The organism is Acidihalobacter sp., assembly GCF_037381185.1.
Classification (GTDB): Bacteria; Pseudomonadota; Gammaproteobacteria; order DSM-5130; family Acidihalobacteraceae; genus Acidihalobacter_A.
The window spans coordinates 26084-51095 of record NZ_JARRQY010000018.1 but is presented as its reverse complement, the minus strand read 5'-3'; the positions used below and the strand labels follow the sequence as shown (position 1 = coordinate 51095).

28 protein-coding genes are annotated in these 25012 nt (G+C 62.5%); 17 read left to right on the top strand and 11 right to left on the bottom strand.

What is annotated here, in order from left to right:
* Positions 1–18: 18 nt before the first annotated feature.
* The 5 genes from ectB to P8014_RS08105 all read left to right on the top strand — a co-directional run bounded on the left by ectB (position 19) and on the right by P8014_RS08105 (position 3828).
* Complete coding sequence (gene ectB, locus P8014_RS08125; protein WP_337816814.1) at positions 19–1305, top strand: diaminobutyrate--2-oxoglutarate transaminase; 1287 nt, start codon at positions 19–21, stop codon at positions 1303–1305.
* Positions 1306–1347: 42 nt separating this feature from the next.
* The gene (locus P8014_RS08120; RefSeq protein ID WP_337816813.1) at positions 1348–1755 is read left to right on the top strand and encodes an ectoine synthase; all 408 of its coding nucleotides are present in this window, start codon (positions 1348–1350) and stop codon (positions 1753–1755) included.
* Between the two features lie 175 nt (positions 1756–1930).
* Complete coding sequence (locus P8014_RS08115; protein ID WP_337816812.1) at positions 1931–2308, top strand: DoxX family protein; 378 nt, start codon at positions 1931–1933, stop codon at positions 2306–2308.
* A gap of 23 nt (positions 2309–2331) precedes the next feature.
* Positions 2332–3309, top strand: coding sequence for a glutathione S-transferase family protein (locus P8014_RS08110; protein ID WP_337816811.1), 978 nt, complete (start codon positions 2332–2334; stop codon positions 3307–3309).
* Positions 3310–3402: 93 nt separating this feature from the next.
* Positions 3403–3828 (top strand): rhodanese-like domain-containing protein, encoded by a 426-nt coding sequence (locus tag P8014_RS08105; RefSeq protein ID WP_337816810.1) that lies wholly within the window; start codon positions 3403–3405, stop codon positions 3826–3828.
* Positions 3829–3887: 59 nt separating this feature from the next.
* On the opposite strand, the gene trxC is transcribed toward P8014_RS08105, so the two are convergent.
* Entirely contained in the window at positions 3888–4322 is a 435-nt protein-coding gene (gene trxC / locus P8014_RS08100) for a thioredoxin TrxC (protein ID WP_337816809.1), read from the bottom strand.
* Between the two features lie 217 nt (positions 4323–4539).
* Here trxC and P8014_RS08095 point away from each other — a divergent pair, with 217 nt between their 5' ends.
* Positions 4540–5355: a transglutaminase family protein gene (locus P8014_RS08095; protein WP_337816808.1), complete on the top strand. Its 816-nt coding sequence runs from the start codon at positions 4540–4542 to the stop codon at positions 5353–5355.
* Between the two features lie 32 nt (positions 5356–5387).
* Here P8014_RS08095 and P8014_RS08090 read toward each other — a convergent pair whose 3' ends face one another.
* The 4 genes from P8014_RS08090 to P8014_RS08075 all read right to left on the bottom strand — a co-directional run bounded on the left by P8014_RS08090 (position 5388) and on the right by P8014_RS08075 (position 9385).
* Positions 5388–5576, bottom strand: coding sequence for a TetR/AcrR family transcriptional regulator C-terminal domain-containing protein (locus tag P8014_RS08090; protein WP_337816846.1), 189 nt, complete (start codon positions 5574–5576; stop codon positions 5388–5390).
* A complete protein-coding gene (locus P8014_RS08085; RefSeq protein WP_337816807.1) occupies positions 5573–6352 on the bottom strand; it encodes a GAF domain-containing protein in 780 nt (259 codons plus the stop codon). Before P8014_RS08085 ends, P8014_RS08090 begins: the two co-directional genes overlap by 4 nt.
* 170 nt (positions 6353–6522) lie before the next feature.
* Positions 6523–8769, bottom strand: a complete 2247-nt coding sequence (locus P8014_RS08080) for an EAL domain-containing protein (RefSeq protein ID WP_337816806.1) — start codon at positions 8767–8769, stop codon at positions 6523–6525.
* Between the two features lie 253 nt (positions 8770–9022).
* Positions 9023–9385, bottom strand: a complete 363-nt coding sequence (locus P8014_RS08075; protein WP_337816805.1) for a hypothetical protein — start codon at positions 9383–9385, stop codon at positions 9023–9025.
* A gap of 210 nt (positions 9386–9595) precedes the next feature.
* Between P8014_RS08075 and P8014_RS08070 the strand changes: the two genes are divergently transcribed.
* The 3 genes from P8014_RS08070 (at position 9596) to P8014_RS08060 (ending at position 12076) form a co-directional block, all read left to right on the top strand.
* Entirely contained in the window at positions 9596–10105 is a 510-nt protein-coding gene (locus P8014_RS08070) for a DUF2147 domain-containing protein (protein ID WP_337816804.1), read from the top strand.
* A gap of 91 nt (positions 10106–10196) precedes the next feature.
* The gene (locus P8014_RS08065; protein WP_337816803.1) at positions 10197–11252 is read left to right on the top strand and encodes a DUF2157 domain-containing protein; all 1056 of its coding nucleotides are present in this window, start codon (positions 10197–10199) and stop codon (positions 11250–11252) included.
* Positions 11249–12076, top strand: a complete 828-nt coding sequence (locus P8014_RS08060; protein WP_337816802.1) for a DUF4824 family protein — start codon at positions 11249–11251, stop codon at positions 12074–12076. Before P8014_RS08065 ends, P8014_RS08060 begins: the two co-directional genes overlap by 4 nt.
* A gap of 150 nt (positions 12077–12226) precedes the next feature.
* On the opposite strand, the gene P8014_RS08055 is transcribed toward P8014_RS08060, so the two are convergent.
* The gene (locus P8014_RS08055; RefSeq protein WP_337816801.1) at positions 12227–13120 is read right to left on the bottom strand and encodes a hypothetical protein; all 894 of its coding nucleotides are present in this window, start codon (positions 13118–13120) and stop codon (positions 12227–12229) included.
* A gap of 425 nt (positions 13121–13545) precedes the next feature.
* Between P8014_RS08055 and P8014_RS08050 the strand changes: the two genes are divergently transcribed.
* From P8014_RS08050 to P8014_RS08035, 4 genes are all read left to right on the top strand, one after another.
* Positions 13546–15012, top strand: coding sequence for a UDP-N-acetylmuramoyl-L-alanyl-D-glutamate--2,6-diaminopimelate ligase (locus P8014_RS08050; RefSeq protein WP_337816800.1), 1467 nt, complete (start codon positions 13546–13548; stop codon positions 15010–15012).
* A 170-nt stretch (positions 15013–15182) separates the two neighbouring features.
* Positions 15183–16616: an IS1182 family transposase gene (locus P8014_RS08045; RefSeq protein ID WP_337816799.1), complete on the top strand. Its 1434-nt coding sequence runs from the start codon at positions 15183–15185 to the stop codon at positions 16614–16616.
* 354 nt (positions 16617–16970) lie between these two features.
* A complete protein-coding gene (locus tag P8014_RS08040) occupies positions 16971–17807 on the top strand; it encodes an AraC family transcriptional regulator (protein ID WP_337816798.1) in 837 nt (278 codons plus the stop codon).
* A 75-nt stretch (positions 17808–17882) separates the two neighbouring features.
* Positions 17883–18284: a cupin domain-containing protein gene (locus P8014_RS08035; RefSeq protein ID WP_337816797.1), complete on the top strand. Its 402-nt coding sequence runs from the start codon at positions 17883–17885 to the stop codon at positions 18282–18284.
* 202 nt (positions 18285–18486) lie between these two features.
* Here P8014_RS08035 and P8014_RS08030 read toward each other — a convergent pair whose 3' ends face one another.
* On the bottom strand, positions 18487–19395 hold the full coding sequence (locus tag P8014_RS08030; protein ID WP_337816796.1) for a LysR family transcriptional regulator: 909 nt from the start codon (positions 19393–19395) through the stop codon (positions 18487–18489).
* Between the two features lie 98 nt (positions 19396–19493).
* On the opposite strand from P8014_RS08030, the gene P8014_RS08025 reads away from it, so the two are divergent.
* Positions 19494–20519, top strand: a complete 1026-nt coding sequence (locus tag P8014_RS08025) for a hypothetical protein (protein WP_337816795.1) — start codon at positions 19494–19496, stop codon at positions 20517–20519.
* 11 nt (positions 20520–20530) lie between these two features.
* Here P8014_RS08025 and P8014_RS08020 read toward each other — a convergent pair whose 3' ends face one another.
* On the bottom strand, positions 20531–21136 hold the full coding sequence (locus tag P8014_RS08020; protein ID WP_337816794.1) for a LysE family translocator: 606 nt from the start codon (positions 21134–21136) through the stop codon (positions 20531–20533).
* A gap of 112 nt (positions 21137–21248) precedes the next feature.
* Positions 21249–22085 (bottom strand): AraC family transcriptional regulator, encoded by an 837-nt coding sequence (locus tag P8014_RS08015; RefSeq protein ID WP_337816793.1) that lies wholly within the window; start codon positions 22083–22085, stop codon positions 21249–21251.
* A 155-nt stretch (positions 22086–22240) separates the two neighbouring features.
* Between P8014_RS08015 and P8014_RS08010 the strand changes: the two genes are divergently transcribed.
* Positions 22241–22510, top strand: coding sequence for a DksA/TraR family C4-type zinc finger protein (locus P8014_RS08010; protein ID WP_337816792.1), 270 nt, complete (start codon positions 22241–22243; stop codon positions 22508–22510).
* Positions 22511–22524: 14 nt separating this feature from the next.
* On the opposite strand, the gene P8014_RS08005 is transcribed toward P8014_RS08010, so the two are convergent.
* Positions 22525–22659: a hypothetical protein gene (locus P8014_RS08005; protein ID WP_337816791.1), complete on the bottom strand. Its 135-nt coding sequence runs from the start codon at positions 22657–22659 to the stop codon at positions 22525–22527.
* Positions 22660–22921: 262 nt separating this feature from the next.
* Here P8014_RS08005 and P8014_RS08000 point away from each other — a divergent pair, with 262 nt between their 5' ends.
* Positions 22922–23155, top strand: coding sequence for a hypothetical protein (locus P8014_RS08000; RefSeq protein WP_337816790.1), 234 nt, complete (start codon positions 22922–22924; stop codon positions 23153–23155).
* A gap of 116 nt (positions 23156–23271) precedes the next feature.
* Here P8014_RS08000 and P8014_RS07995 read toward each other — a convergent pair whose 3' ends face one another.
* The gene (locus P8014_RS07995; RefSeq protein WP_337816789.1) at positions 23272–23514 is read right to left on the bottom strand and encodes an FAD-dependent oxidoreductase; all 243 of its coding nucleotides are present in this window, start codon (positions 23512–23514) and stop codon (positions 23272–23274) included.
* Positions 23515–23991: 477 nt separating this feature from the next.
* Here P8014_RS07995 and P8014_RS07990 point away from each other — a divergent pair, with 477 nt between their 5' ends.
* On the top strand, positions 23992–24981 hold the full coding sequence (locus P8014_RS07990; protein ID WP_337816788.1) for an aldo/keto reductase: 990 nt from the start codon (positions 23992–23994) through the stop codon (positions 24979–24981).
* Positions 24982–25012 lie beyond the last annotated feature (31 nt).

Here is a 25012-nt window from a genome sequence, read left to right as displayed (position 1 = left end):
CCAAGGAGACATAGCATCATGATGAACGTCATCGACCGTCACGAATCCGAAGTTCGCGGCTACGTCCGCAATTTTCCCGTCGTCTTCGACCGCGCCGAGGGCGCCTGCCTGTACGACGTCGAAGGTCGCCGCTATCTGGACTTCTTCGCCGGCGCCGGCGCACTGAACTACGGCCACAACCACCCGCGCATCAAGACGCATCTGCTCGACTACATCGAGCGCGACGGCATCACCCACGGCCTGGACCTGGCCACCCGCGCCAAATCCGAGTTCATGCAGCGCTTCCACGAGGTGATCCTCGAACCGCGCGGCATGGACTACCGTCTGCAGTTCCCGGGGCCGACCGGCACCAACGCCGTCGAAGCCGCGCTCAAGCTGGCGCGCAAGGTCACTGGGCGCGAGAAGATCGTGTCCTTCACCAACGCCTTCCACGGCATGACGCTGGGTTCGCTCGCCGTCACCGGCAACGCCTTCAAGCGCAGCGGTGCCGGCGTAACGCTCACGCTGGGCGACACCATGCCGTTCTATAACTACTTCGGCGACGACACCGACACGCTGGAGTACATGGATCGCCTGCTGTGCGACAACGGCAGCGGCATGGACAAGCCGGCCGCGGTGATCGTCGAAACCGTGCAGGCCGAGGGCGGCATCAACGTCGCCTCCACCGAATGGCTGCAGGGCCTGGAGGCGCTGTGCCGCCGCCACGACATCCTGCTCATCGTGGACGATATCCAGGCCGGCTGCGGGCGTACCGGCAGCTTCTTCAGCTTCGAGGAAGCGGGCATTTCGCCCGACATCGTCTGCCTGTCCAAATCGCTCAGCGGCTACGGCCTGCCGCTCGCCCTGACCCTGATCAAGCCCGAACACGATCAGTGGGAGCCCGGCGAACACAACGGCACCTTCCGCGGCAACAACCACGCCTTCGTGACCGCCACCGCGGCGCTGGGCTTCTGGGAGAACGACGAGTTCGCCGCGGAGATCCAGCGCAAGTCGCGCATCCTGCGCGACCGCCTGGAAGAGATCGCCCGCTGCTACCCCGAGGCGTTCGTCGAGGTGCGCGGCCGCGGCATGATGCAGGGGCTGGTGTGCCGCGATCACGACCTGCCGCGCGCACTGTCCGAGGCGGCCTTCGCCCGCGGTCTGATCCACGAGACCGCCGGCCCGGACGACGAAGTCTCCAAATACATGCCGGCGCTGACCATCAGCGACGAGGAACTGCACGAAGGCCTGGACCTGATCGCCGGCAGCGCCGAGGCCGTTCTCGGCCGTGCCCAGGACGGCGACACGCTCGACATCGCCGTCTGAACGGCACGTCCCCTCAAAATCACGCAAGGAAGGAACCTACGAATGATCGTCAGAACCCTCGACGAAGTGAAAGCCGGCGAAAACTCCGTGCGCACCGACACCTTCGAAAGCAACCGCATGCTGATTGCGCGCGACGGCGTCGGCTTCTCGCTCAACCACACCGTGCTCTACGCCGGTACGGTGACGCACATCTGGTACCAGAACCACATCGAGGCGGTTTACTGCCTGTCCGGCGAAGCCAGGATCGAATGCCTCGCCAGCGGCAAGACCTACACGATCAAACCCGGCACCCTCTACACGCTGGACGGACACGAGGAACACAACCTGCACGCGGTCACCGACTTCGAGTGCCTGTGCGTGTTCGATCCGCCGCTGACCGGGCGCGAAGTGCACGACGAGAACGGCGTCTACCCGCTCATGCAGGAAGACGACGCCGCAGCGACGGCCTGAGCAGCCCGCCGGACCGATTGCCCGCGAGCGGCGGCCGCCGCTCGCGGACTCACTTGTACAAAGCTCTCGAACGTCTCTCTCAGATCTTTTCGCCACACCTCATCCCGCAAGCTCCGACAATGGCCTTCGTGCGGACGAATTCCGCATGCGCCAACCACCATCATCGGAGAAAAACATGCGTGACGCCGCGTTTCTGATCGGACGCATCCTGCTGTCCCAGATTTTCATCATCGCCGGCTACGGCAAGATCGTCGGCTACGCCGGCACCGCCCACTACATGGCCGCCTACGGCGTGCCCGGCATCCTCCTGCCGCTGGTCATTCTGCTCGAACTCGGCGGCGGCATCGCCCTGCTGGTCGGCTGGCAGACGCGCTGGGCCGCGCTGGCACTGGGCATCTTCAGCGTATTGGCCGCCATCATCTTCCACCACCAAGTGGGCCAAGGCATGCAGAAAATCCTGCTGATGAGCGATCTGGCCTTCGCCGGCGGCCTGTTCGTACTCGCGGCAGCGGGTGCCGGCCGCTTCAGCCTCGACGGCAGCGCCGGACGCTAGCCCCACCCTGAAGGAGACGAGCCATGAGTTTGCTGATCGATGGACAACTGCGCACAGACTGGCTTGCGCATGAAACCCGCGGAGGCGAGTTCGTGCGCAAGGACTCGCAGTTCCGCAACTGGATAACCGCGGATGGCCGCCCCGGACCGAGCGGCGAAGCCGGCTTCGCCGCCGAGCCGGGGCGCTACCACCTCTACGTCTCCCATGCCTGCCCCTGGGCGCACCGCACGCTGATCGTGCGGGCGCTCAAGGGCTTACAGGACATCATCTCGGTGTCCGTGGTGCATCCGCATATGGGACCCGAGGGCTGGTCATTCGATGACGACTTCCCGGGCGCCACCGGCGACGAACTCTACGGTTCGGCCCATATGCACGAACTGTACACCCGCGCGGATCCGCACTATAGCGGCATCGTCACGGTACCCGCACTGTGGGACCGAGAACGCGAAACCATCGTCAACAACGAGTCCTCTGAAATCATCCGCATGCTCAACAGCGCCTTCGACGCCTACGGACGTGCGGATGTGGACCTGTACCCGAAACCGCTGCGCGAGGCCATCGACGGGCTCAACGCGGAAATCTACGAAAACGTCAACAACGGCGTCTACCGCGCCGGTTTCGCCTCCTCGCAGGCGGCTCACGCCGGGGCGGTCACCCGCCTGTTCGCGACCCTCGATCAACTCGAAGAGCGGCTTGCCGACAACCGTTTTCTACTCACGGACACGCCCACGGAAGCGGACTGGCGCCTGTTCACCACGCTGGCACGCTTCGACGCCGTCTACCACACGCACTTCAAGTGCAATCTGCGGCGTCTGATTGACTACCCACGGCTGCGCAGCTATGCCAACAGCCTGTACCGCACCCCTGGAATAGCCGAAACGGTCCACTTCGATCATATAAAGCACCACTATTACACCAGTCATCCGGAACTCAACCCGCATGACCTGGTACCGCTCGGGCCGGCCGAGGATTTCACCAGCGAGCGCTACGCGGACGACTGATGCGGTTCGCGCGCCGCGGCCTCATGAACTATATGTATAAGCCGGGCGCGCAGGATGCCGCCTTTTTCTGAAACAAGGACAGGACAGAAGATCATGAACAAGCCGGCGCCGCAGCCGCTGAGCCCCCAGGCAGCGCACGAACTGACCCGCACCGAGCCCCAGAGCGTGCTGATCGACGTGCGCTCCTCCATGGAATACCTGATGATCGGCCATCCGGTCGGGGCCGTGCACATCGCCTGGCTGGACGAGCCTGACTGGGTCCCCAACCCGCGCTTCGTCGCCCAGACCCGCGAACTCATGCTTGGCGGCGCTGTATGCGAGAACGGCGACTGCCCGGCGATCATTCTCATTTGCCGCAGCGGCCGCCGCTCGCGCGAAGCCGGCGAAGTGCTTCTCGGAGCGGGTTTCCAACGCGTCTACAACGTCGAAGGAGGCTTCGAGGGGCCGCTCGACCCCGAACACCACCGCGGCACGGTGGCCGGCTGGCGTTTCGAGGGCCTGCCCTGGGAACAATGCTGAGCGCCCTTACCGTCCGCCAACCGATTTCCCAGGCCTGACCCGCGCGTTTCAGACGCGCCTCAGAGGTGGCCCTGCGTCCAGCGCACGATGTCCGCCGCCCCCATGGCGCCCGCCTGACGCGCCACTTCGCGTCCGCCCTTGAACAGCGCCAGCGTCGGAATGCTGCGGATGCCGAAACGCGCCCCCAGAGCCTGCTCAGCCTCGGTATCGACCTTGGCCACGCGCACACGCGGCTCGAGCTGTCCGGCGGCCTGCACAAAATGCGGCGCCATCATCTTGCACGGCCCGCACCACGGTGCCCAGAAGTCCACCAGCACGGGAATGTCGCCACGCCCGACGTGTTTGTCGAAACCGGCCGCATCCAATTCGACCGGATGGCCGGTGAACAGCTCCCCGTGACACTTGCCGCATCGCGGACTCTCTCCCAAACGGGCCGACGGAATGCGATTGACCGCCGTGCAATGCGGACAAACGATGTGCAATGAGTCGCTCACGAAGTTCACCTCGCTGAAAAATCATCTCGACAAGGCAATATGGGGGCGCCCGCCAGAATATCCACGGACCATGACGCCATACTCAGGGACGATGCCGACTTTCGCCTGTGGCGACACCGCCGGCCATGGGGTGCGCGGTACGACTTCGTAGCATTGCGCCACCCCGGCCTCGGATGTTTCACTGCCCGCATCCTTCACACCTCACGGAATTCTGCGAATGTGGCTGCATACGCGCTGCGACATGGCGTTCGACATCGGCGTGCCGACGCCCTTTGTGCTGATGCTGCGCCCGCGCAGTGGCGCACAGCAATGGGTCACGCGTGAAGAATATCGGCTCACGCCCTACGTCCCGGTACACGAGTTTACCGACGGCTTCGGCAATTTGTGTCAGCGCCTGGTCGCACCGCCCGGCCGCTTCGCCCTACATACCGCGGCCGAAGTCAAAACCGCCGACAGCGTCGACCGCGCCCCCGGAGCACCGTTCGTCGAGATCCAGCGCCTGCCCGACGACGTGCTGGGTTACCTGCTGCCCAGCCGCTATTGCGAGGCGGACCGTTTCGGCGCACTGGCGAGTGAGATCGTCGTCGGCGCCGCACCCGGCTACGACCAGATCGCCGCCATAGAGAACTGGCTGCGCAAGTCGATCCGCTTTGTGCCCGGCAGCAGCGACCGCCCGCTGTCGGCTTCAGAAGTCGAGGCCCGCGGCTTCGGCGTCTGTCGCGACCTTGCCCACCTGGGCATCGCCCTATGCCGCGGCATCAGCATTCCGGCGCGTCTCGTAGTCGGCTATCTGCATGATCTGGAACCGATGGACCTGCATGCCTGGTTCGAAGCCTATGTCGGCGGGCGCTGGTACGCTTTCGACGCGACCCGGCAGGAACTCCGCGGCGGCTACGTTTCCATCGGCTACGGACGAGATGCGGCCGATGTGGCGGTCTACACCCAGTTCGGCCCCCCCGTCTATCCCGCACTGCAGGAAGTCGAGGTCCAACTCGGCACAGCCCCTCATGACATGGAATCCGACGGTTCCTGAGGAGGCGCATACTTGCTCCCGGTGAAGGCGCCCTATTGTTCCGAGGAAACGCCCCGAAGAAAGATCTCCACCGCATGATCGACCACGCACCGGCGCTCCTTGGCCGATAGCCGTATCTCCTCGCCGAGCAACCGGAGTATGTAGTCGTTGCCCTTGATCATCTCCAGGAACTGCACCGTGGCCGGTGACGGGTTACTAACGGCAAGCGCCGAAACGTTCAGACCCCGTCCTCACGTTCCACGCGATGCTTGTGCGTTTCCAGTTCCTCGTTCAGCAGGCCGATCACCTCCGAGGCGACGTTCAGGATCTGACTGGAACTGAAACCGCCCTGGTTCAGCTCACGGAAAATGGTCTTGGCGACGATGCTTGCCAGATGCGCCGGGTCCGGGCTGAGAGGCCTGTCCGGGTGCCGCCCCTCCTTGTCCTCCAGCGCCAGGGCCAACTGCAGAAAGCGCGAGCGCAGCACGCTTTGCAGTTGCACGATGTGAATCGACTGGCCGACGAACAGGGCAAAGATATTGAGCAGTTCCAGATCGTGTTCGGTGAACGTGCGTCCGTCGAGCGGACTCGCGATATTGATAACGCCGATCACCTTACCGCCAAGCAGAATGGGAGCGCTGATCAGGCTCTTGCGGCTATCCTCGGCGTAACGGGCTGACCCGGCAAAACGCGACCGGGAAATGTCCTCCACCAGCAGCGGCTTGGCCGTCCCGGCGACATAGCCCGAAATGCCCTCGTTGAAACGCATCCCCTGCTCATAGGCTGCCTGCGGCAGCGCACCGTAGTTCGCATAGACTCGCAGACGCATGTCCTGAGACGTCTCCGGCGCCTCGGCCTCGTCGCTGACCAGCATGATCGAACACTTCTCCGCCTGCAGCATGTGAGCCGTCGTCGCCGCAAGCTCGCGCAACCCGTCCTCCAGTTTCTCGCGCTTCGCCAGCAACTTCGAAGCGCCGATCAGGTTGCCGATGAACTCGGTATCCCCAGATAGACTCATGCCACCCGCCCGGATCTGTGTATGGTCGCCCGCAAGCATCGGCCGGAAACCCCGACCTCCTACTATGCACCTATAGCGCGTTGCCGGGGTTTGGCAAGCACCGGAGCCTGGGGCCTGTTCACACTATTGAGCGGTGCGTTGCCGGGTCGCGCGATAGTGTGAACTAGCCCCTAGGCCAGCCCGTCCAGATAATCTCCCAGCGGCTGCGGGCATGCAATGCCGAAGCCCTGCAACTGATGTACCCCGAACTGCTCCAGATACACGATCTGGCGCTCGTTTTCGACGAACTCGGCAATCACCGTGGCCCCCATCTCGCGGGCCACGGTCACGATCGCGCGCACGATCGCCTGGTCCACCGGAGAGTCGGCAACGTCGCGGATGAAACTACCATCGATCTTGAGGCGGTCGAAGGGGTAGTGCTTGAGATAGGCGAACGTGGCCTGGCCAGTGCCGAAATCGTCCACCGCAATGCGGCAGCCCAGCGCCCGCAGTCCCATGATGTTCTCGCGTGCCTGGCGAGTATCGCGAATCACCATGCTTTCCGTGATTTCAAAACACAGGCGCTCGCCCGGCCAATCGTAAGTCTCCAGCAATTGCGCCACGCTCCTGTCGACACGTGTGTATGCCAAGCACTCTCCGGACAGATTGATCGATATGTTTTCCAGCCTCGCCCCCTGCGGATGCCCTGCGATCAGCCTGATTGTCCGTTCCATGACCCATCGGTCCACCAACGGCATGAGGCCGAAGTCCTCAGCGATGGGCAGGAACTCGCCAGCCCCGAGCAAACGTCCGTCCGGCGCCACCCAGCGCAGCAGAATCTCCACCTGGAGAAAGTCCGGGTCGCTCTGATCCACGATCGGCTGGCAATACAACTCGAAATGACCGTCCGCGCCATCCCCGGCCATCGCCGCGCGCATGCGTTGCACCCAGCGCAGCGATCCGCGATAGGTGTCGATAAGGCCGCCCACCGCTCCGCCGTAGCGATACGGCCGTCCATCGACCTCCTTCTCGCTACGCTGGGCGACCAACAACTGGGCGGACAGAAGCTGATCGATATCCTGAGCCGTGACGTGGTCCAACTGCCCGATCTGCACCGCCAAATGACCGTTGTAGAAACGATTTTCGGCGCGCGCCTTGCTCAGCAGACTCTGAATACGCTGCGCCTGCAAGTAAGTCGCGTCCGGTTCCTCCTGCGACACCACACTGAACAGCCCGGGCTGAAGCCGCGCGACCCGCTCGTGGTTATGAGTGGCCTCACAGATGAGGCCGGCGATATCGCGCTCGATGGCCTGGCTCTGCTCATGACCTATCAGAGCGGCCAAGTCGTCGACATCCGGAACATACACGGTGATCACCGAAACGCTGCTACCCGGCTCCCGCAAATGGCTACGCAGCAGCTGATGCAAGCCCGGATCGTTCAACAGATCGGATACGTCGTCCCGAAAACGCTCCAGCCGCAGCGCTCGCGAGGTGCGCTGCGAGGTATAACTGAACTCGTTGGCCAGAAACGCCACCAGTGCGGCCGCGAACAACGGCAGTTGCTCCTCCAGATCAAGACTGATCATCGGACACCGCGCCCCTCCGATCATGCAGTGATACTGCATCACCGCCCACACCAGCAGGAACGACGAAGACATCAGCATGGCACGCACTGCCGAACCGAGCAGGAACACCGCGGTCAAAGGAAACACCAGCAGAGGCAGAACCTGCATCAGCAGCAGACTCTGCAACGACATCGTCGCATAGTTCAGCAACCACCACTGCAGAGCCAGCAACAACACCGCAGCCGACACCCAGACCGCAACCACCCAACCCGGAGTGCGGCGCCTGATACCCAGCAGTGCCGCATGGCGCCGGTCCGCATCGTCGCGCTGTAGCCAACGCTGGACCAACGGCGTGAACAGCAACACCGAACTCGCTTCCGCCATCCACAGTGACAGCATCAGCCCAGCCGATGGCGTGGCACCGAACTGATACACGCCCAGCGCAGTGAACAACGCAGCGCTGGTGAATGCAATCAGCGAAATCCGCACCAATTGCTGTTGGAAAGCGTCGCCCAGCCAATAGGTCAACAGGCGATTCAGCATCGCCACGAATAACATTACGGCAACAAAGGTGGAAATGCCGATGATCAGGTTAGGCGAAACGAAGCCGATGGATACCTTATGAACCAACGCTCCGAGGGCAAAGCCGGGTATCAGCCGCCAGCCGAACACGATAATCGCCCCGTAGGCGACTGCATTAGCGGGCCAGAGTATATCGACGGGCATCTGTGCCACCGTCGGCATCAGCCACAGCGTCAGACAGGCGATGCCTATCCAAACCACTGCGGCCACCAGTTGTTCGCCGACCAGCAGCAACCAGCCCGGAAACAGGGTGCGCTGCACCCCGCTCGACCGCCCGGAGCTATCGCTCATCGACAGATGATTCCACGGCTCGCTATCGGCCACCGCTCGTCGCTCCTGGTTCAGACATCCATCCAAGCTCACCGGCAGCCCGGACATCGGCCTGTATATTACTTGACGGCAATGCCGTCGGTGGGTGGGCGTGGGCGCAGCACAGGCGCGCCAAGCGTCGTCTAGCCTCCGTCCGACTTAGTAATCTGTCATTCTCGAAAAGCATCACAATACGAGACTATGCGCGATCCGAAATATTCCAGCACGCACGACGCTAGAACCGATACCGGGTGCGCGCACTAAGCCGACTCAGCAACGCCGCCGTCAACACGCCACCTGCATGGATCACCAGCATCACCAACCAACGCAGTATGAAACCGACATTGCCCAGGGAATGGTATTCGGACAATGCAATAACCGCCAACACGGGCAGAGGTATGGCAAACGCGCAAAGCACGCGGGCGATCATCCGGCTGCCGCTAAGCCATCGGTAACTCAGCACGCCATACAGCGCCACATAGCCGACCAGTACCGGCAGTTGCAACCAGGGAGGGGAATACATGATCGAGAAAGCGAGAGGGAAATACAGGAAGATCCAGGGAGCATAACCCGCCATCAGAATCACGATTCGCCACATATCGTTTTCTCGATGAGCCAAAGAGACGGAGCCTACTCACACGACCTCCCCCAACGCGGCGACAGACCGAGTGACGCCGCAGACAGGCCGCACGACCGGGGAGCACAGCCGTCACCGCCGTTCCAAAGCATAGCGGAACCTCGCCGCAACACCGCCTAAACGGGCTCGGGTAGCCTATCCTGTCTACATCTCCATCGCACGGATAACGACATGCAGACACAGCTTCCCATCACCCGCCGCATCAGCTTCAGCATCGTTCCCGCCCTGCTCGCCGCCGTCCTGCTGCAACCGCTGACAGCCTCGGCCGCGCCTTCCGCAGACGCCGTCACGGGCACCTGGGTCACGCCGAACGACAAGTCGCACGTCGTCATCGCACGCCAGACCGACGGCAGCTATGCCGGCAAGATCGTCTGGCTCAAACAACCGGACTATCCGAACGGTTTCAAAGACCCTGCGCTGGCGGGCAAACCCAAGATCGACCGCCACAATCCGGACAAGGCTCTGCGCACGCAACCCGTTCTTGGGTTGAAGGTATTGCACGGCTTCCGCTACCAGCCCGCACAGGGCGACTGGGACAAAGGCTCTTGCTACGACCCGGAGGACGGCAAGACCTACAACTGCAAGATGTGGCTGAGCGACGACGGCAAGAAACTTCAGGTGCGCGGCTACGTGTGGATATTCCACAAGACGCAGACCTGGCAGCGCCTGACCGGGAAATGACGGCACGGCCTCGCGGAGGATGATGCATTCGCCCGCCGCCCCTGCCCGTACTCTTCCCGTCGGACATCAAGAACCATAACGGGAAATCGGCATGGAGCAGCAGGCCGCGCAGTCGCGCGCCGACCAGGTCCGCACCTTTCGCGTGGAACTGGAAATACTGGATTCCGATGACGTGCTGACCTTGCCCGAGCAGGCCAAGGCGCACGTACGCGGCTATCACGACGCACTGCTGCACGCCGCCTCCGAACGCTTCGACATCGACACCAGCCAGACGCAAAAACGCCTGTCCTGGAGCATGCGCATCGCCTCGTTCATCGGTGCGCTGGCCCTGTCTGCCGCGGTATTCTTCTTTTACCGCTTCTGGGGGCTGCTCGGCACCCCGGCCCAAACGCTGATCCTGGTCGCCGCGCCCCTGCTGACCACCCTCGCGGTGGAATGGATCGCCCGGCGCGAACGCCAGGGGCTGTATTTCACCTCGCTCGCCGCCCTCGTGGCCTTCGCCTGTTTCGTGCTCGACCTGAGCATGCTGGGGCGAATCTTCAACATCACGCCTAGCGAGAATGCCTTTCTCGCCTGGGCGGCCTTCGGCCTCATCCTCGCCTACACCTACGGCCTGAAACTGATCCTGGTCGCCGGCCTCACCAGCCTCATGGGCTATCTCGCGGCCACCGTCGGCACCTGGAGCGGCATGTACCGGCTCTCCTTTGGCGAGCGTCCCGAGAACTTCGTAATGGCCGGCCTGCTGCTGTTCGCCGGCGGCCTCGTGCTGCCGTCCCGACGCCCGGCCTTCGCCGCGATCTACCGCGTATACGGCCTGCTGGTCGTCTTCATCGCCATGCTCATCCTGTCCAACTGGGGCAATGCCAGCTATCTCCCGCTCAGCACCACGGCCATCGAGAACACCTACCAGATTCTCGGCCTCGTCGGCAGCGCCCTCGCCGTCTGGCTCGGCATCCGCCGCCTGTGGCCCGGCCAGGCCAATCTCGGCATCACCTTCTTCGTCCTGTTCCTGTACACCAAGCTGTTCGACTGGCGGTGGGACTGGATGCCGAAATACCTCTTCTTCCTCCTGCTCGGCCTCATCGCCGTAGGCCTGCTGCTGGTGCTCAAGCGCCTGCGCGCCGCCACCCGGGAGCCGGCCACATGAAGCGCAAAGGCTTTCTGCTCGCGATCGCCTTCGTCCTGCTGGCCAACGTCGTCGTGCTCGCCGGCGTCGCCTACAATCGCAGCGGCGCCCCCACCTCCGAACTGCAGCTCACCGCCCGCGAGGTATACATCGCCCACAGCTACTACGGCCTCGGCCGCGAGAACAGCGGCGTATCGCTGTACCTGCGCTGGCATCGCCCGGAAGGCCCCGGCCAATCGGTTCTGAACGAGCAAAAGCTGCTGACCATCGGCTTTCACAAACCCAGGGCTTATGTGGACAGGCGCGGCTGGCGCCATAGCATGGTGAGCCGGACGCGCGAGGCCTACCTCGTGCTGGAATACGGCGGTACCGCTTGGCAGCGACTGCTCGAAACCCGCCGGACGAAGCTCGACGAAGAGCTGAAAACCGTGAAGTCGGAAACCCGGCGCCAGCGCCTCCAGACAAGCTTCGAACGCTTCGCCAAAACCGCATCGCGCCTGGTGCTGGTCGACGTCGGCAACGCCCCAGGGGCCCTGCGGGCACGCTATCCCGACCGCAGGCGCTACCTCATCGCCAAGGCGCGCATAACGGCTTACCAGATCTACCGCAGAAACGGCAGCGGTGCCCCTCAACCTGCTCTGCGCGGCAGCGTATCCCGGCTCCTGCCAGGAACCATATCGGTGCCGCACACCGATACCGCCGCCATCCTCGCACTGAATTCCCAGCGCTACTCCAGCCACCACGGCACCCCCGTCCCCACGGTGACGCTGGCCTACGGACAACGCTACGAACCCTGGATCGTCGGGGTCGGCAAGGCAGGCGGCGGCCAGCCGGCAACCGAATAGCCGGTTCTTACTGCCTCGCGAGCTTTTCCTTCGCATCGAGCCGTGCCTGCATGGCCTCGACATGCGAGGCCACCCGCTTCGCTGAACTCTTCGCAAACAACCCCGTCATGCTGTCGAAACCGTAGCCGGCAAAGAAACAATAACTGAGCGTCAATTCCTACGGCTTGTCGAACAGGAAAATAAGTCCCACGAACACGATGAATGCCCGCGCCAATGCCGCCAGCGTGGACCCCGTTCTCGCGGCCAGAAAATAGCCCCAATCGGAAAAATAGGCCTCGTCTGGGAAAACACCTTGTCCTGCCTGTTCTTACCCTGATCAACGAGCCAATGGACCAGGACACCGGCGCATACCGCCAGCCACCCCTTCAGAAGCACGGTTGCTTCGTTGATCGGCCCATAGGGCGTTTCCAGTGCCAACACACTGTCGACCGTATGCCAACACGCGAACACGGTCGCCATCGCGGTGAACAGCAAAATCACGAGTCCATGCCGGAACGCTCTTTCCACCACGCACCGCGGATAACGGTAGATGAACCCCGCATTCGGATCGACCAATCCTCCGATGATTTTCGCAGGCTTCCACGACAGGTAATTCAACACTTTCTGGCGGCTACTTTCTGCCGGCAATTCGTCTTCGAACACGAGATGGAACGGCAAGATATAGCCGGGACGCGCCAAGGCCAGCCAGCCATTCACACGCTCAGGGATCGTGACATACCCGACGAACAGTTCGATCTCGGTCGCCTGCTCTTCGAACATGGCAATCCAGCGCATCAGATTGGACGTATCGTTCGCATCGTGGTTATCAGGCGAATTCAACTGCTGCGACAGTGCGGGCGAGATCCCGGGAAACAATGGGTTCTCTCTCATTCTCTCCCAGAGATTGACGATGTGCCGAACAGTATCCTTGTGATCTTGCACATCCTCGCTCAACTTATTAAGCCCCTTCACAAGCTGATCGATCTGCTGCCAGGATTTTTGCAAAAACTCGCTTGCTTCCGGACGGCTTGCAGCGTCCCGATTTAATGTCCCTGACCATGCCATTCATATCCACTATTTCAGAACGGACAAATCGTGACTTTTCTACGAGTTCCAACCAAAGCCTCTCTTGTCTCCCATCATGACCGAAGGTTTCTTCCCTCAGGCAGAAACAGCCGAACCAGCGACACAAATACCTTCTGCACGCTCCCAGAAACGTGGTTGATTTCGTGTGTTCCCCGGAAGACTCCGAAGCACGATCAGCATCGACGACCGGAATTTTTGTCATCACGCCTCCAAAAGCCACCCAAAAGTTATTGATATAGCGCAAAACCAAATTCGCTGAAACCTTATTGAGGAGATATTTCCAATATGAGGGGCGAAGCCTTGCATCTATACCATTCCTTCATCATCCCCGCCCAAACGCCCCACATAGGCCACACTCGGGCCAACGTTCCTTCGCAGCAACCCCAAGGCACTTGGTTCGACACATGCAACTATCGACCTTATTGGCGGGAATCGACGTGGCGGCTCCAGCGCTGGATATATCCGGTCTGTCGCTGGATTCGCGCTGGGTGAACCCCGGCGATGCCTTCGTCGCACTGCCCGGAACCAACAGCAACGGCCTCGCCTATCTCGACGACGCAGCAGCGCACGGCGCCGTCGTGGCACTGACCGAGAAGGAACCGTCAACCCCGGCCCCGTTGCCCGTCGTGGTCGTACCGGAACTGCGAACGCATCTGGGCACGCTCGCGGCGCGTTTCCACGGTCATCCCGATCGGGAACTGACGCTACTGGCGGTCACGGGCACGGACGGCAAGACCTCCACCGCGCACTACATCGCCCAGGCGCTCGGCGAACTCGGGTTCCCTTGCGCGGTGATCGGCACGCTCGGAGCCGGTTGGCCCGGCGAACAGACTGCTGAAGACAATGGACTGACCACGCCGGACGTCATCGGCCTGCACCGCACGCTGGCCCGGTTGCGCGCACAGGGCGCACGCGGCGTAGTGCTGGAAGCCTCCTCGCACGGCCTGAGTCAGGGGCGCCTGGACGGCATAAAGATAGACGTGGCGGTGCTCACGCACCTGAGCCGTGACCATCTTGACTATCACGGCTCGATCGAAGCCTATGCGGCCGCCAAAAGGCGGCTGTTCGAACGCAGTGAACTGCATACGGCGGTGCTCAACGAGGACGACGCCTTCGGCCGCGATTGCCGTACCCGGCTTGCCCCCGGCGTACGTGCCCTCGGCTACAGCCTGCAGGGGCGGGCATCGGCGGCCCTGCGGGGACGCCTGCATCGGGCCGGTCCCGGCGGCCTGGCGCTCGACGTCGCCGCGAACGGGCGTGAACGGCGCCTCTCCACCAAGCTCGCGGGCAGCTTCAACGTCTCCAATCTGCTGGCTGCGCTAGGCGCTCTGCTCGCGCTCGGCGAAGACCTCGACAATGCGACGGCAGCGCTCTCCAAGGTCACGGCCGTTCCGGGACGCATGGAGCTTTTCGCCAATCCGAACCGCCCGCTGACCGTGGTCGACTACGCGCATACCCCGAACGCACTGGAATCCGTGCTCACCGACTTCCGCGGCTACGTACCGGGCCGGCTGTGGTGCGTACTGGGAGCCATGGGCAACCGTGACAAAGGAAAGCGTCCGTTAATGGCGGCGGTGGCGGCGCGTCTGTCCGATCGCATCATCCTCACCGACTCCATCCCGAACGACGAAGATCCCGCCCTCATCATCGAAGACCTGAGTTCAGGCCTGCCGCCCGGCACTGCTGCCGAGGCCATCCGCTCGCGCGAGGCCGCCATCGCTCATGCACTGGCCAGCGCCGGCCCGAACGACGGCGTACTGATCACCGGCACCGGAAAGGGCAACGAACGTTCCACGCCCGATGCAAATGGGCGTCTTTCCTATTCGGACCACGCCCAGGTAAGCGCCTGTCTGAGCAAGCAGGCTCGTTAGGTACAGGAACGCGCTGGATAACGACGAATGGGGCTGCAATTGGTTTGGCGCGAAACGAAGGCCTGTTTCCAAATACCGGCGACTTCTGCTGTCGACCCAGGCTGTGTGAAAACGTGAACCAAGCCCGCCCCAGTTGATCCAAGTAATAGGTGAGCAACTCGGGGCTGAAGATGAAGCGATTTATCGAAGGCGAGCATCGCCAGCAGGCGACCCTGTTCCCAGAAAGTCTTGATGAGTTTGTCGCCGAAGACAACCCGGTTCGCGTGGTGGATGTGTTTGTTGATGAGCTGAATCTGTCGGGGCTGGGCTTCAAAACCACAGCCGAAGCCACAGGCCGTCCGGGCTACCATCCGGCGACGCTGCTCAAGCTGTTCATCTACGGTTATCTCAATCGCGTGCAGTCCTCTCGCTGTCTGGAGCGCGAAGCGCAACGCAACGTCGAACTGATGTGGCTGACGGGGCGTCTGGCCCCGGACTTCAAGACGATTGCCGACTTTCGCCGGGACAACGGTGAAGCGATCCGCCTGGTGTGCTGTGAGTTCGTGATGCTGTGCCGCAAGCTGGCGCTGTTCACGGACGCCTTCGTCGCGATCGACGGCAGCAAGTTCAAGGCGGTGAACAACCGCGACCGGAACTTTACCAAGGCCAAGCTCAAGCGACGCCTTGAGCAGATCGACGAGAGCATCGAACGCTATCTCGGTCAGATCGCCAGTGCGGACCGCCAGGAGGCAGCGGTGGCCAAAGCCAAGGCCGAGCGCCTTGAGGACAAGATCGCTACGCTCAAGCAGGAGATGGCTCGGCTAAAAAAGCTTGAGGTCCGGATGCTTGGCGCACCGGATCAACAGATCTCGCTCACCGATCCCGATGCCCGCTCCATGGCCACCAGTGGCCGCGGTACGGGGATGGTCGGCTACAACGTCCAGACCGCGGTCGATGCCAAGCACCATCTGATCGTGGCGCACGAGGTCACCAACGTGGGCCATGACCGAACCCAGCTGGCTCGTATGGCGAGACAGGCCAAAGCGGCCATCGGTGCTGAACGCCTCGACGTCGTCGCCGATCGCGGCTACTTCCGCGGAGAAGAACTGCGGGCCTGCGACCAAGCACAGATCACGACGTATCTACCCAAGCCACAGACCTCCGGCAACCTGGCCAGAGGCCAGTTCGGCAAACGGGACTTTATCTATCGTCGCGAGGACGACGAATATGAATGCCCGGCCGGTCAACGCCTGATCTACCAGTTTACCCGCCAAGAAAACGGCCTGACGATCCACCGCTACTGGTCCTCGGCCTGTCCGAAGTGTGCGATGAAACCGCAGTGCACGATCGGCGACTATCGGCGCGTCAGCCGCTGGGAACATGAGGCGGTGATCGAAGCAGCCGAGCGACGCCTGGATGAACAGCCCGAACGCATGCGCGTGCGTCGCTCAACGGTGGAGCATCCCTTCGGAACACTCAAAGCCTGGATGGGTCACACGCACTTCCTGACCCGGACCTTGCCACGAGTGAGTACCGAAATGAGCCTGCATGTGCTGGCCTACAACCTCAAACGCGTGATGGCCATCATGGGAACGCAACCCCTGATGGCGGCAATACGGGCCTGATGGCCTATATCAGCACCATTCACCCGTAGGCAGACCGCCAAGGCGCTGAACTGCATATCGGCGCGATAGCGGTGCGGTCAAAAATGACCGCCATGTGCTCGGCTGACGACCCGTGTTCGGCGCTTCCTGGGCACTCAATCAGGAAAAACTGCGTTTACACACGGCCTGGACCCACTGCAGCCATTTGCATCTTTCCCTCAGAGAGTCAGCTATCCCGCACATTGCGGACGGCTAGATCCACAGAGAGCCAGGAAGCATCTAGAAATCTGGCGGCTATTCGGGCTCGCCTGAACAATATTAAATCTTAATCATCTAACCCTTGAATGCGAGTAACTGCCAAGCACGAGGGGTGTGATGCGTTCACGTCAAAGACAGAACCAGTCTGACTGGGTTGCGCATGATCAACCGACCGCAGGCGTCGAACGCATAGAGGCGTTCTTTCAAGGGAACGCCTATGCAATGCATCGCCACGACACCTATGCCATTGGCCGCACCCTCGCGGGTGTACAGAGCTTTCATTACCAGAAAAGCATGCGTCACAGTTTGCCTGGCCATACGATTGTTCTACACCCGGACGAACCACATGATGGGCAGGCTGGTACACATGAAGGTTTTCGCTACCGGATGATCTATATCGAACCCGCGCTTTTCCATGATGTGCTCGAAGGCAAAACCCTACCGTTCATTGATGGCGGCGTATCGACCGATCCTCGCTTGCATTACGCGCTGGAGGTGCTGCTACCCCGAATGTCTTCGCCATTGCAGCCTCTCGAACAAGATGAGGCCCTTGCCGAACTGGCATTGGCGTTGGCTGCAGTCTCAAACGCGTCCCCTGTCTCTGCATCCCGTTGCTTCGCGAGCGCACGACGCGCGAGAGAGTACCTGCACGCGCACTTGGATCAACAAGTCACGCTCGACGAATTGGAACAAGCAACAGGGCGTGAACGTTGGCGTTTGATTCGCGACTTTCGTGCGTTCTACAGCACAAGCCCGTATCGCTATCTGACGATGCGACGACTCGAAGTCGCGCGCAAGAGAATGCTTCAAGGGTGCACACTGATCGATGCCGCAATGGGGGCCGGCTTTGCCGATCAAAGTCATATGACACGCCATTTTACTAAAACTTACGGCATGCCCCCTGGCCGCTGGCTACAAATTGCTCGCGCACAAGCAAATTGCGTCGTTATCTGATTTGCACGATCGTTCAAGATGTGTATCCCGCTCCGGATATAGGGTTGTATCTGCCCATATCCAACGGAGTACAGCATGACTCAGATTTCTGAATTGGCACCCGACTCTCGTGGCCAAGGCGTTGCAATCAATTTGATCGAAAAAGTCGGCCGCATTAAAGAACACTGGCAGCCGCGTGTGATCGTCGAAATGAACGACTATCAGTTCAAAGTCGTTAAGCTGGAAGGCGACTTTGTATGGCATCAGCATGCCGAGACCGATGAAACTTTCCTGGTACTCGACGGAAATTTGCGGATCGATTTCAGGGATAGATCGATATTGCTACAGCCTGGTGAGTTAGCGGTCATCCCCAAAGGGGTTGAGCACAAGCCGTTTGCGGGCGCAGAGGTCAAACTGCTACTGATCGAGCCGCGTGGGGTGCTGAATACAGGAGATTCAGAAAACGATCGAACGGCCCAAAATGATGTTTGGATCTAACACACCGGGCTCGGCGCATACAGATGCTAGTAGTTGTGCGGCCAAGCGTAGCGGCGGGGCGACTAATCCCTATAAGGCCAGAATTGATGCTCATAGTCGGATAACGGACGGTCAAGGCTGCTCCACGGAACTTCCGCTTCTGGCCGTTTATTGCCGTTAACTGGCTAAATCCCACTCATTTCGACATCACCCGAAGCAATCCTCATGCCTCCAATCCGGTTCCACCACCTTCGCCCAAGCGCTCGCCGATGAACTCGACGAATGAACGCAGCTTGGCCGAAGCGCGCATATGCGGCGGCCAGACCAGGACGGTCGGACGTGCCTTGAGGTGCCATTCGGACAGAACCCTCTGCAGCGTGCCGGCAGCAAGCTCCTCCTCGATCAGCGCTTCCGCCAATACTGCGACTCCCAAACCGGCGAGAGCGGCCCGTCGCAGAGCCACAACGTTATCGGAACGGAATGCGCCGGCGACGGGCACGGCGCGTGTCTCATCACTCCGCCTGAAGCGCCACACGGGGTGCTCTCCCCAATGCGCAAAACTGAGGCGACTGTGCTGCAGAAGGTCCTCCGGTTCGCGGATCGCCGGACGCTCGGCCAGGTAGGCCGGGCTGGCGCAGGCCGCGACCCGATACGGCCGAAGCCTTCGCTCCACAAGCCCCTGATCGACGCCTTCGCCCGTGCGGACGGCGACATGGAAACCCTCGTCGACCAGGTCCACAACACGATCGGTAACGCTCAGCTCGACTTCGACCTCCGGATACGCGCGCTGGTAATCGGCAATCGCATCCACCAACAGCTCGGCACCGAGCGCCGTCGGCGCACTGACGCACAGCGTCCCGCGCGGCTGGCTGCGCATCTCCTCCGCCAGACCGTCGGCCGACTCCACCTCCGCCAGGATCGAACGCGCACGTTCATAGAATTCCAGCCCCAGATCGGTCAGGCTTTGGCGCCGCGTCGTGCGCGCCACCAGCCTGCCGCCCAGGCGCCGCTCCAGCGCCTGCACATGCTTGCCGACCATGGTTCCGGAAACGCCGAATTCCTCGGCAACCGCCGCAAAGCTGCCCTTTTCGGCGACGCGCACGAATACGGCCAGTGTCTTCAGATAATCCATTCGCAACCTTTAGATTGATAATCCGACAACCAAAATGCCGATGATCAATTAAAATATTGCGAATAGAGTGCTCCGACGACTCAACAGGAGCAACCGACATGCAGCAGCGATCCCCGTTTTCCCTCATCCTGGCTCTGACCGCCGCGCTGGCCGCGGCGGTATGCGCATACGCAGCGCAGGCGGCAAGCATCGCCCACACCTTCACACTTCCACCCGACTTCTATCCGGAAAGCATCGCCGTTGGTCCGCACGGCACGTTCTACATCGGCAGCTGGCGTCATGGCTCGATCGCGCGACTGCGCCCGGGGGAAACGACGGCCCGCGTCTTCGTGCCGTCCGGCAGCAGCGGGTTGACCAACACGCAGGGCGTACTGGTCGATAGCAAACGCGGGCTGCTGTGGGCCTGTTCAAGCGATATCGGCTACTCCACCGCGCCGCATCATCCCTCCGCGCTGAAGGCCTTCGACCTGAAAACCGGTGCGCCGCGCGGCAGCTATGCCCTGCCCGGCGGCGGTCTTTGCAACGATCTCGCCCTCGCGCATGACGGCCGCATCTTCGTCACCGACTCGCTGCACCCGCGCATCCTCGTGCTCGACGGCGTGCACGACGAATTGAAACCCTGGCTTGTTGCGCCGCAGTTCTACCCGAAAAGCGGCCCATACTGCCTCAACGGCATCGCCATCGAACCGGGCCACGCCATTTACGTCGGTCTGGTCACAGCCGCGCCGAAACTGTTCAGGATTCCTCTGCGCGCCGATGGTTCTCCGGGCAGGGTGGAAACGATCCGCTTCCCGCGCACCTTGAAGAACGCCGACGGCATCCGCTATCTGGACCACAACCGCCTGCTGGTCTTCGAAACCAACGCCTTCGCCAAGAACGATCCGCTGGACGGTCGCGTCAGCCTCGCCACCGTGCACGCAAACGGCTCGGCCACGCTAGACACTCTGGTCAACGGACTCGCTTCGCCTTCATCCGGCCTCGCTTACGGCAGACGTGTCTATTTCATTCAGACGAAGTACGCGATTCTCTTCAAGCACGAACCGGGCGACTCTGCCGTTATCCCGCACGGCGTGCCGTTCACGGTACAGTCCGCGCCGCTACCCGCGCAGGCCGGCACCCACTGAGGGATTTTTCCTCACAGCAGTACGGACACCCACGCCGAAACCAGCAGCAACAATCCCAGGCCGCGGTTCATGTAAACCATGCGCCGCGGCGACCCCAGCAGGCGCCCGGTGCCCGCCCCCAATACCACCCACGCGCCCACGCAGGGCAGCGACACCAGATAGAACAGCAGCGCCATCTCCAGGCTGCCTCCGGCATGCCCCAGCGCCGCACCGGAGAACACCGTCACCGCCGACAAGGCCATGATCCACGCCTTGGGATTCACCAGTTGCAGACCGACGGTGCCGACGAAACCCAGCGGTGCCTTGCGTTCCCGGACGCCGTCCCCGTCGAGATGTGCCGGTGGACTGCTGAATATCTTCCACGCCAGCCAGCTCAACCAGGCCACGCCGATCCACGACAACACCTCCTGCACCAGAGGCTGGCGCAGGAGCAGTTCGCCAAGCCCCAAGCCCGCCAGCAGCAACAGGCTCGCCACCCCGGCGCCCGCTCCCAGCACGGCGGGCAGGGCCGCAGCCCAGCCGTGGCGGGAACTGATGGCGAACACCAGGATATTGGTCGGCCCCGGCGTCACGGCCATGACGGCGGAAAACAGCAGGAACGGCGCCCACGCCTCCATCTTCAGGCCACCTCGAACGGCGCATGAGGCGGGGCGGATGAACAAACCGGGGCATGCATGGCGGTCTCCTCGCATTGTTTTCGAGGGACCGATATTGGCGCGGACCGGGGACTCAGTCTGGAACGTTTGAGCATCGCCTGCGGTAGTGCGCCGGAGTCAGCCCGTAGGCCCGCCGGAACCAGCGCCCCAGATGACTCTGGTCGGCGAAACCCAGATCGGCGGCAGCAGCCGACGGCGACACGCCTAGCGCCAGCATGCGCCGCGCCCTGGCCAGCCGCAGCTGGATGAAGTACGCGTGCGGCGGCATGCCGAAGGCGGCCTTGAAGGCCCGCGTCAGCCGGAAACGGTCGGTGCCCACCACCCGGGCCAGATCGTCCAGCCCGATGTCCTCGGCCATATGCGCATGCAGATAGTCCCGCGCCTGCAGGGCAACCGACGGCAGACGCGGACTGCCCCCCATCCGCATACGCCATCGCACGTGGTGCGTCAGCTTGTCGAACAGCGCATCCAGCGCGCTCTGCCGGACGATGCGCAGCTCCTTGCTCTGCAGGGCCTTGAACGCGACCGAGATTGCCTGCGCCAACGGTGCATCGGCGGTCAGCGAGACGTCGAAATGCAGCTCGTAGCCGCAGGGCACCTCCCCGTACACCAAGCGCAGCTCCCGCATCAGCCACTGCGGATCGATATACAGCGAGCTATAGGTGAAACTCGCGTCCTCGGGTGCCTCGCCGTCGTGGATCTCGCCGGGCTCGAGCATGAACACCTTGCCGCGCGTACTGCTGTGCCGCTGTCGCCGGCAGTTGAACTGCTGCACGCCCTGCTCGGTCACCCCGATCAGATAACTGTCGTGCCAGTGCGGATCGTAGGCATGCCCCTCGAAATGCGCGCGCAGCGTCTCGATACCGGTCTCGCTATCCTGAGAAAGATCGATCCAATCGCGTGGAGACATATGTCACTCGAAGCAGACGCCAATCGTTGCCTAAACATAATTCTAGCCGCCTCGGCGCAACGGTCTGGAACATTTGTGCAGCCCTGCCCGAGCATGGCGAGACGGCACGGCTTGTCCGATAATCAGGGCATAGTCACGTGCAGCGGGGAAGACTCATGGCGAGCGGATGGGCAAAAGACGGCGCGGTTCAGGACCAGATCGACGACACCGTTCAGGACGCATTACAGCGCGCACGCAGCCAGCTGCCACAGGGTCAGCAAAGCCTGACGCACTGCGAGGAATGCGGCGAGGAAATCCCCCCGGCGCGCCGCCAGGCGCTCAAGGGCGTGCGCCTGTGTGTAGCCTGCCAAGAGGAACATGACAAACAGGCCACCGCTTTCAGCGGCTACAACCGCCGCGGCAGCAAGGACAGCCAGCTGCGCTGAGGCCTTCGCGCCCCCTAGCGGCGGCGCTCACCCGGGTGCGCCATCTTCGCCGCCCGCATGGCATCGGTCAAAATCAGGTGCGGATGAATCGCGGCGGCGAACCGTTCCAGCGTCAGGCCGTGGCGCATCGCCAGCACCACTTCGCCCATAATGTCCGCGGTCCCTTTGACCAGGGCATGGATGCACACGATGCTCCGGCCCCCGCGCCGATAGACGAGCGCAGGCGAGCAAAGGCCGCGCCGCTGATCTCGGTGCGGGCATCGCCGCGGTAATCGTACTCGGCCACGCCCCCGTCCTGCCCGGCCGCACGGGCCCCTCCTCGGTGAGCCCAGCCATGGCCAGTTCGAGATAGGAGAAAATCACCGCGCTGTTGTAATCCCGGCGCGGGAACGCGACCGGCACACCGAGCAGATGACGGGCCACGACCAGCGCCTGCGCGGTGGCCCAATGCGCGAACATGGGGTTGACCACCAGATCGCCGGTGGCATGGATGCCGGACTCGTCGGTCTGCAGAGTGTCGTCGACCTTGATGCCGCGACGGTCATGTCGCACCGCGGTCGTCCCCAGGCCGAGTCCCTCGACGTTGGGAGGGCGGCCTGCGACGATGGCCCTCCACCTGCGCGGGGTTGTCCGTCCAGACTGTAGCGAACGGTATGCCGGTTTTCCTCGCCTTCAATCGACTCGATCTTCACGCCGGTTCGCAGACTTATGCCTTCAGCCGCCAGACACTCGGCGAGCAGGCCGGCAAGCATGGCGTAAATCTACGCCATTTCCACACCGACCGATCCGCCGCCGATCGAGGCCAGCGACTCCGGCACAGCATCGATTTCGATCAGCCCCGTCGAATCGAGCACGCCGGGCAGATCGGCGCCGGGAATGGAAGGGCGCGAAGGCAGAGAACCGGTGACGAGGATCGCACGATCGAAACGCAGTTCGCGCCGGCTGCCGTCCGCCTTGATCACCGCCATCCGCGACCCGATGAGGCGGGTCCGGCCGAACGCCACCTCAAGACTCGGTATCGCCTTGACCTTGGCCGGCGCGCCCTAGACGCGCTGCTCGAGGATATGGATGTGGGTACATGCACCGGTGCTTCGTTAGCCAGCTCCTTGGAAACATAGCCTCACGGCGCAGTTTCAACGGCGTTTTCGTTCGCAGCATATCCGCATTGACATATGTTGATTTTAATCCGAGTCACAGCGCATCTTCATCGGAAGCTGGGCCCGGATGCTCGCACCCGCTCCGCGGCCAGTATCCAATCTTGTGCTAAGCTCATTCCGTTCGCTGCCCGTCCCCGGGCGGCACGCATACAAGCCACGGTTCGCGTAGCTTAGTTCTAAAGCTCTCCGGAGCTGTTCCGCGATCGCGCAGATCGCGGTGTTGCCACAAACGGCAAACGTCGCTGACATTCACACGACCCCAAACGCCCGTGCTTATCCTCCGTGGAAGAAGCCCGCGTTGGTCGTCCCATTCGAGGACACGCCATGACATTGAACAAACGCAAACTCGGCAGCCAGGGGCTCGAGGTTTCCGCTATCGGCCTGGGCTGTATGGGCATGAGCCAATCCTACGGCCCGGCAGACGAAGCCGAGTCCATCGCCACGCTGCACCGCGCCATCGAACTCGGCTGCAACTTCCTCGACACCGCCGAGGTCTACGGCCCCTTCTCCAACGAGGACCTGCTCGGTCGCGCGCTGGCCGGCAAGCGCGATCAGGTCGTGCTCGCGACCAAGTTCGGCTTCCGCATCGAGGACGGCAAGATGACCGGCGCCAACAGCCGTCCCGAGCACATCCGCGAAGTCGTAGAAGGCTCGCTCAAACGCCTGCGCACCGACCACATCGACCTGCTCTACCAGCACCGCGTCGACCGCGACGTACCCATCGAGGAGGTAGCCGGCGCCGTCGGCGAACTGGTGCAGCAGGGCAAGGTGCGTTTCTTCGGCCTGTCGGAAGCCGGCGTCGGCAACATTCGGCGCGCCCACGCCGTACACCCGGTCAGCGCGGTGCAGAGCGAGTATTCGCTGTGGGAGCGCAATCTGGAGCAGGACGTCATCCCCACCCTGCGCGAACTGGGCATCGGGCTGGTGCCATTCTCGCCGCTGGGACGCGGCTTTCTCACCGGCGCGATCAAACGCGCCGAGGAGTATCCCGAAACCGACTTCCGCCGCAACGACCCGCGCTACCAGGGCGAAAACTACGACATCAACATGCAGGCCGCGCAGACCGTGCGCGAAATCGCCGAAGGCCTGGGCGCCAAACCGGGACAGATCGCGCTCGCCTGGCTGCTGCACAAGGGAGAGGACATCGTGCCCATCCCCGGCACCAAGCGCCGCCGGTACCTGGAGGAGAACGTCGCCGCCGCGGCCATCGCGCTCGATGCCGCGCAGATGCAGACGCTCGACCAGGCACTGGCTCCCGAAAGGATCTCCGGGCCGCGCTACCCCGAACGCATGATGGCGATGGTCGACCGCTGAATGCCGCGCTCATCGCACTCGTTCCATCAAC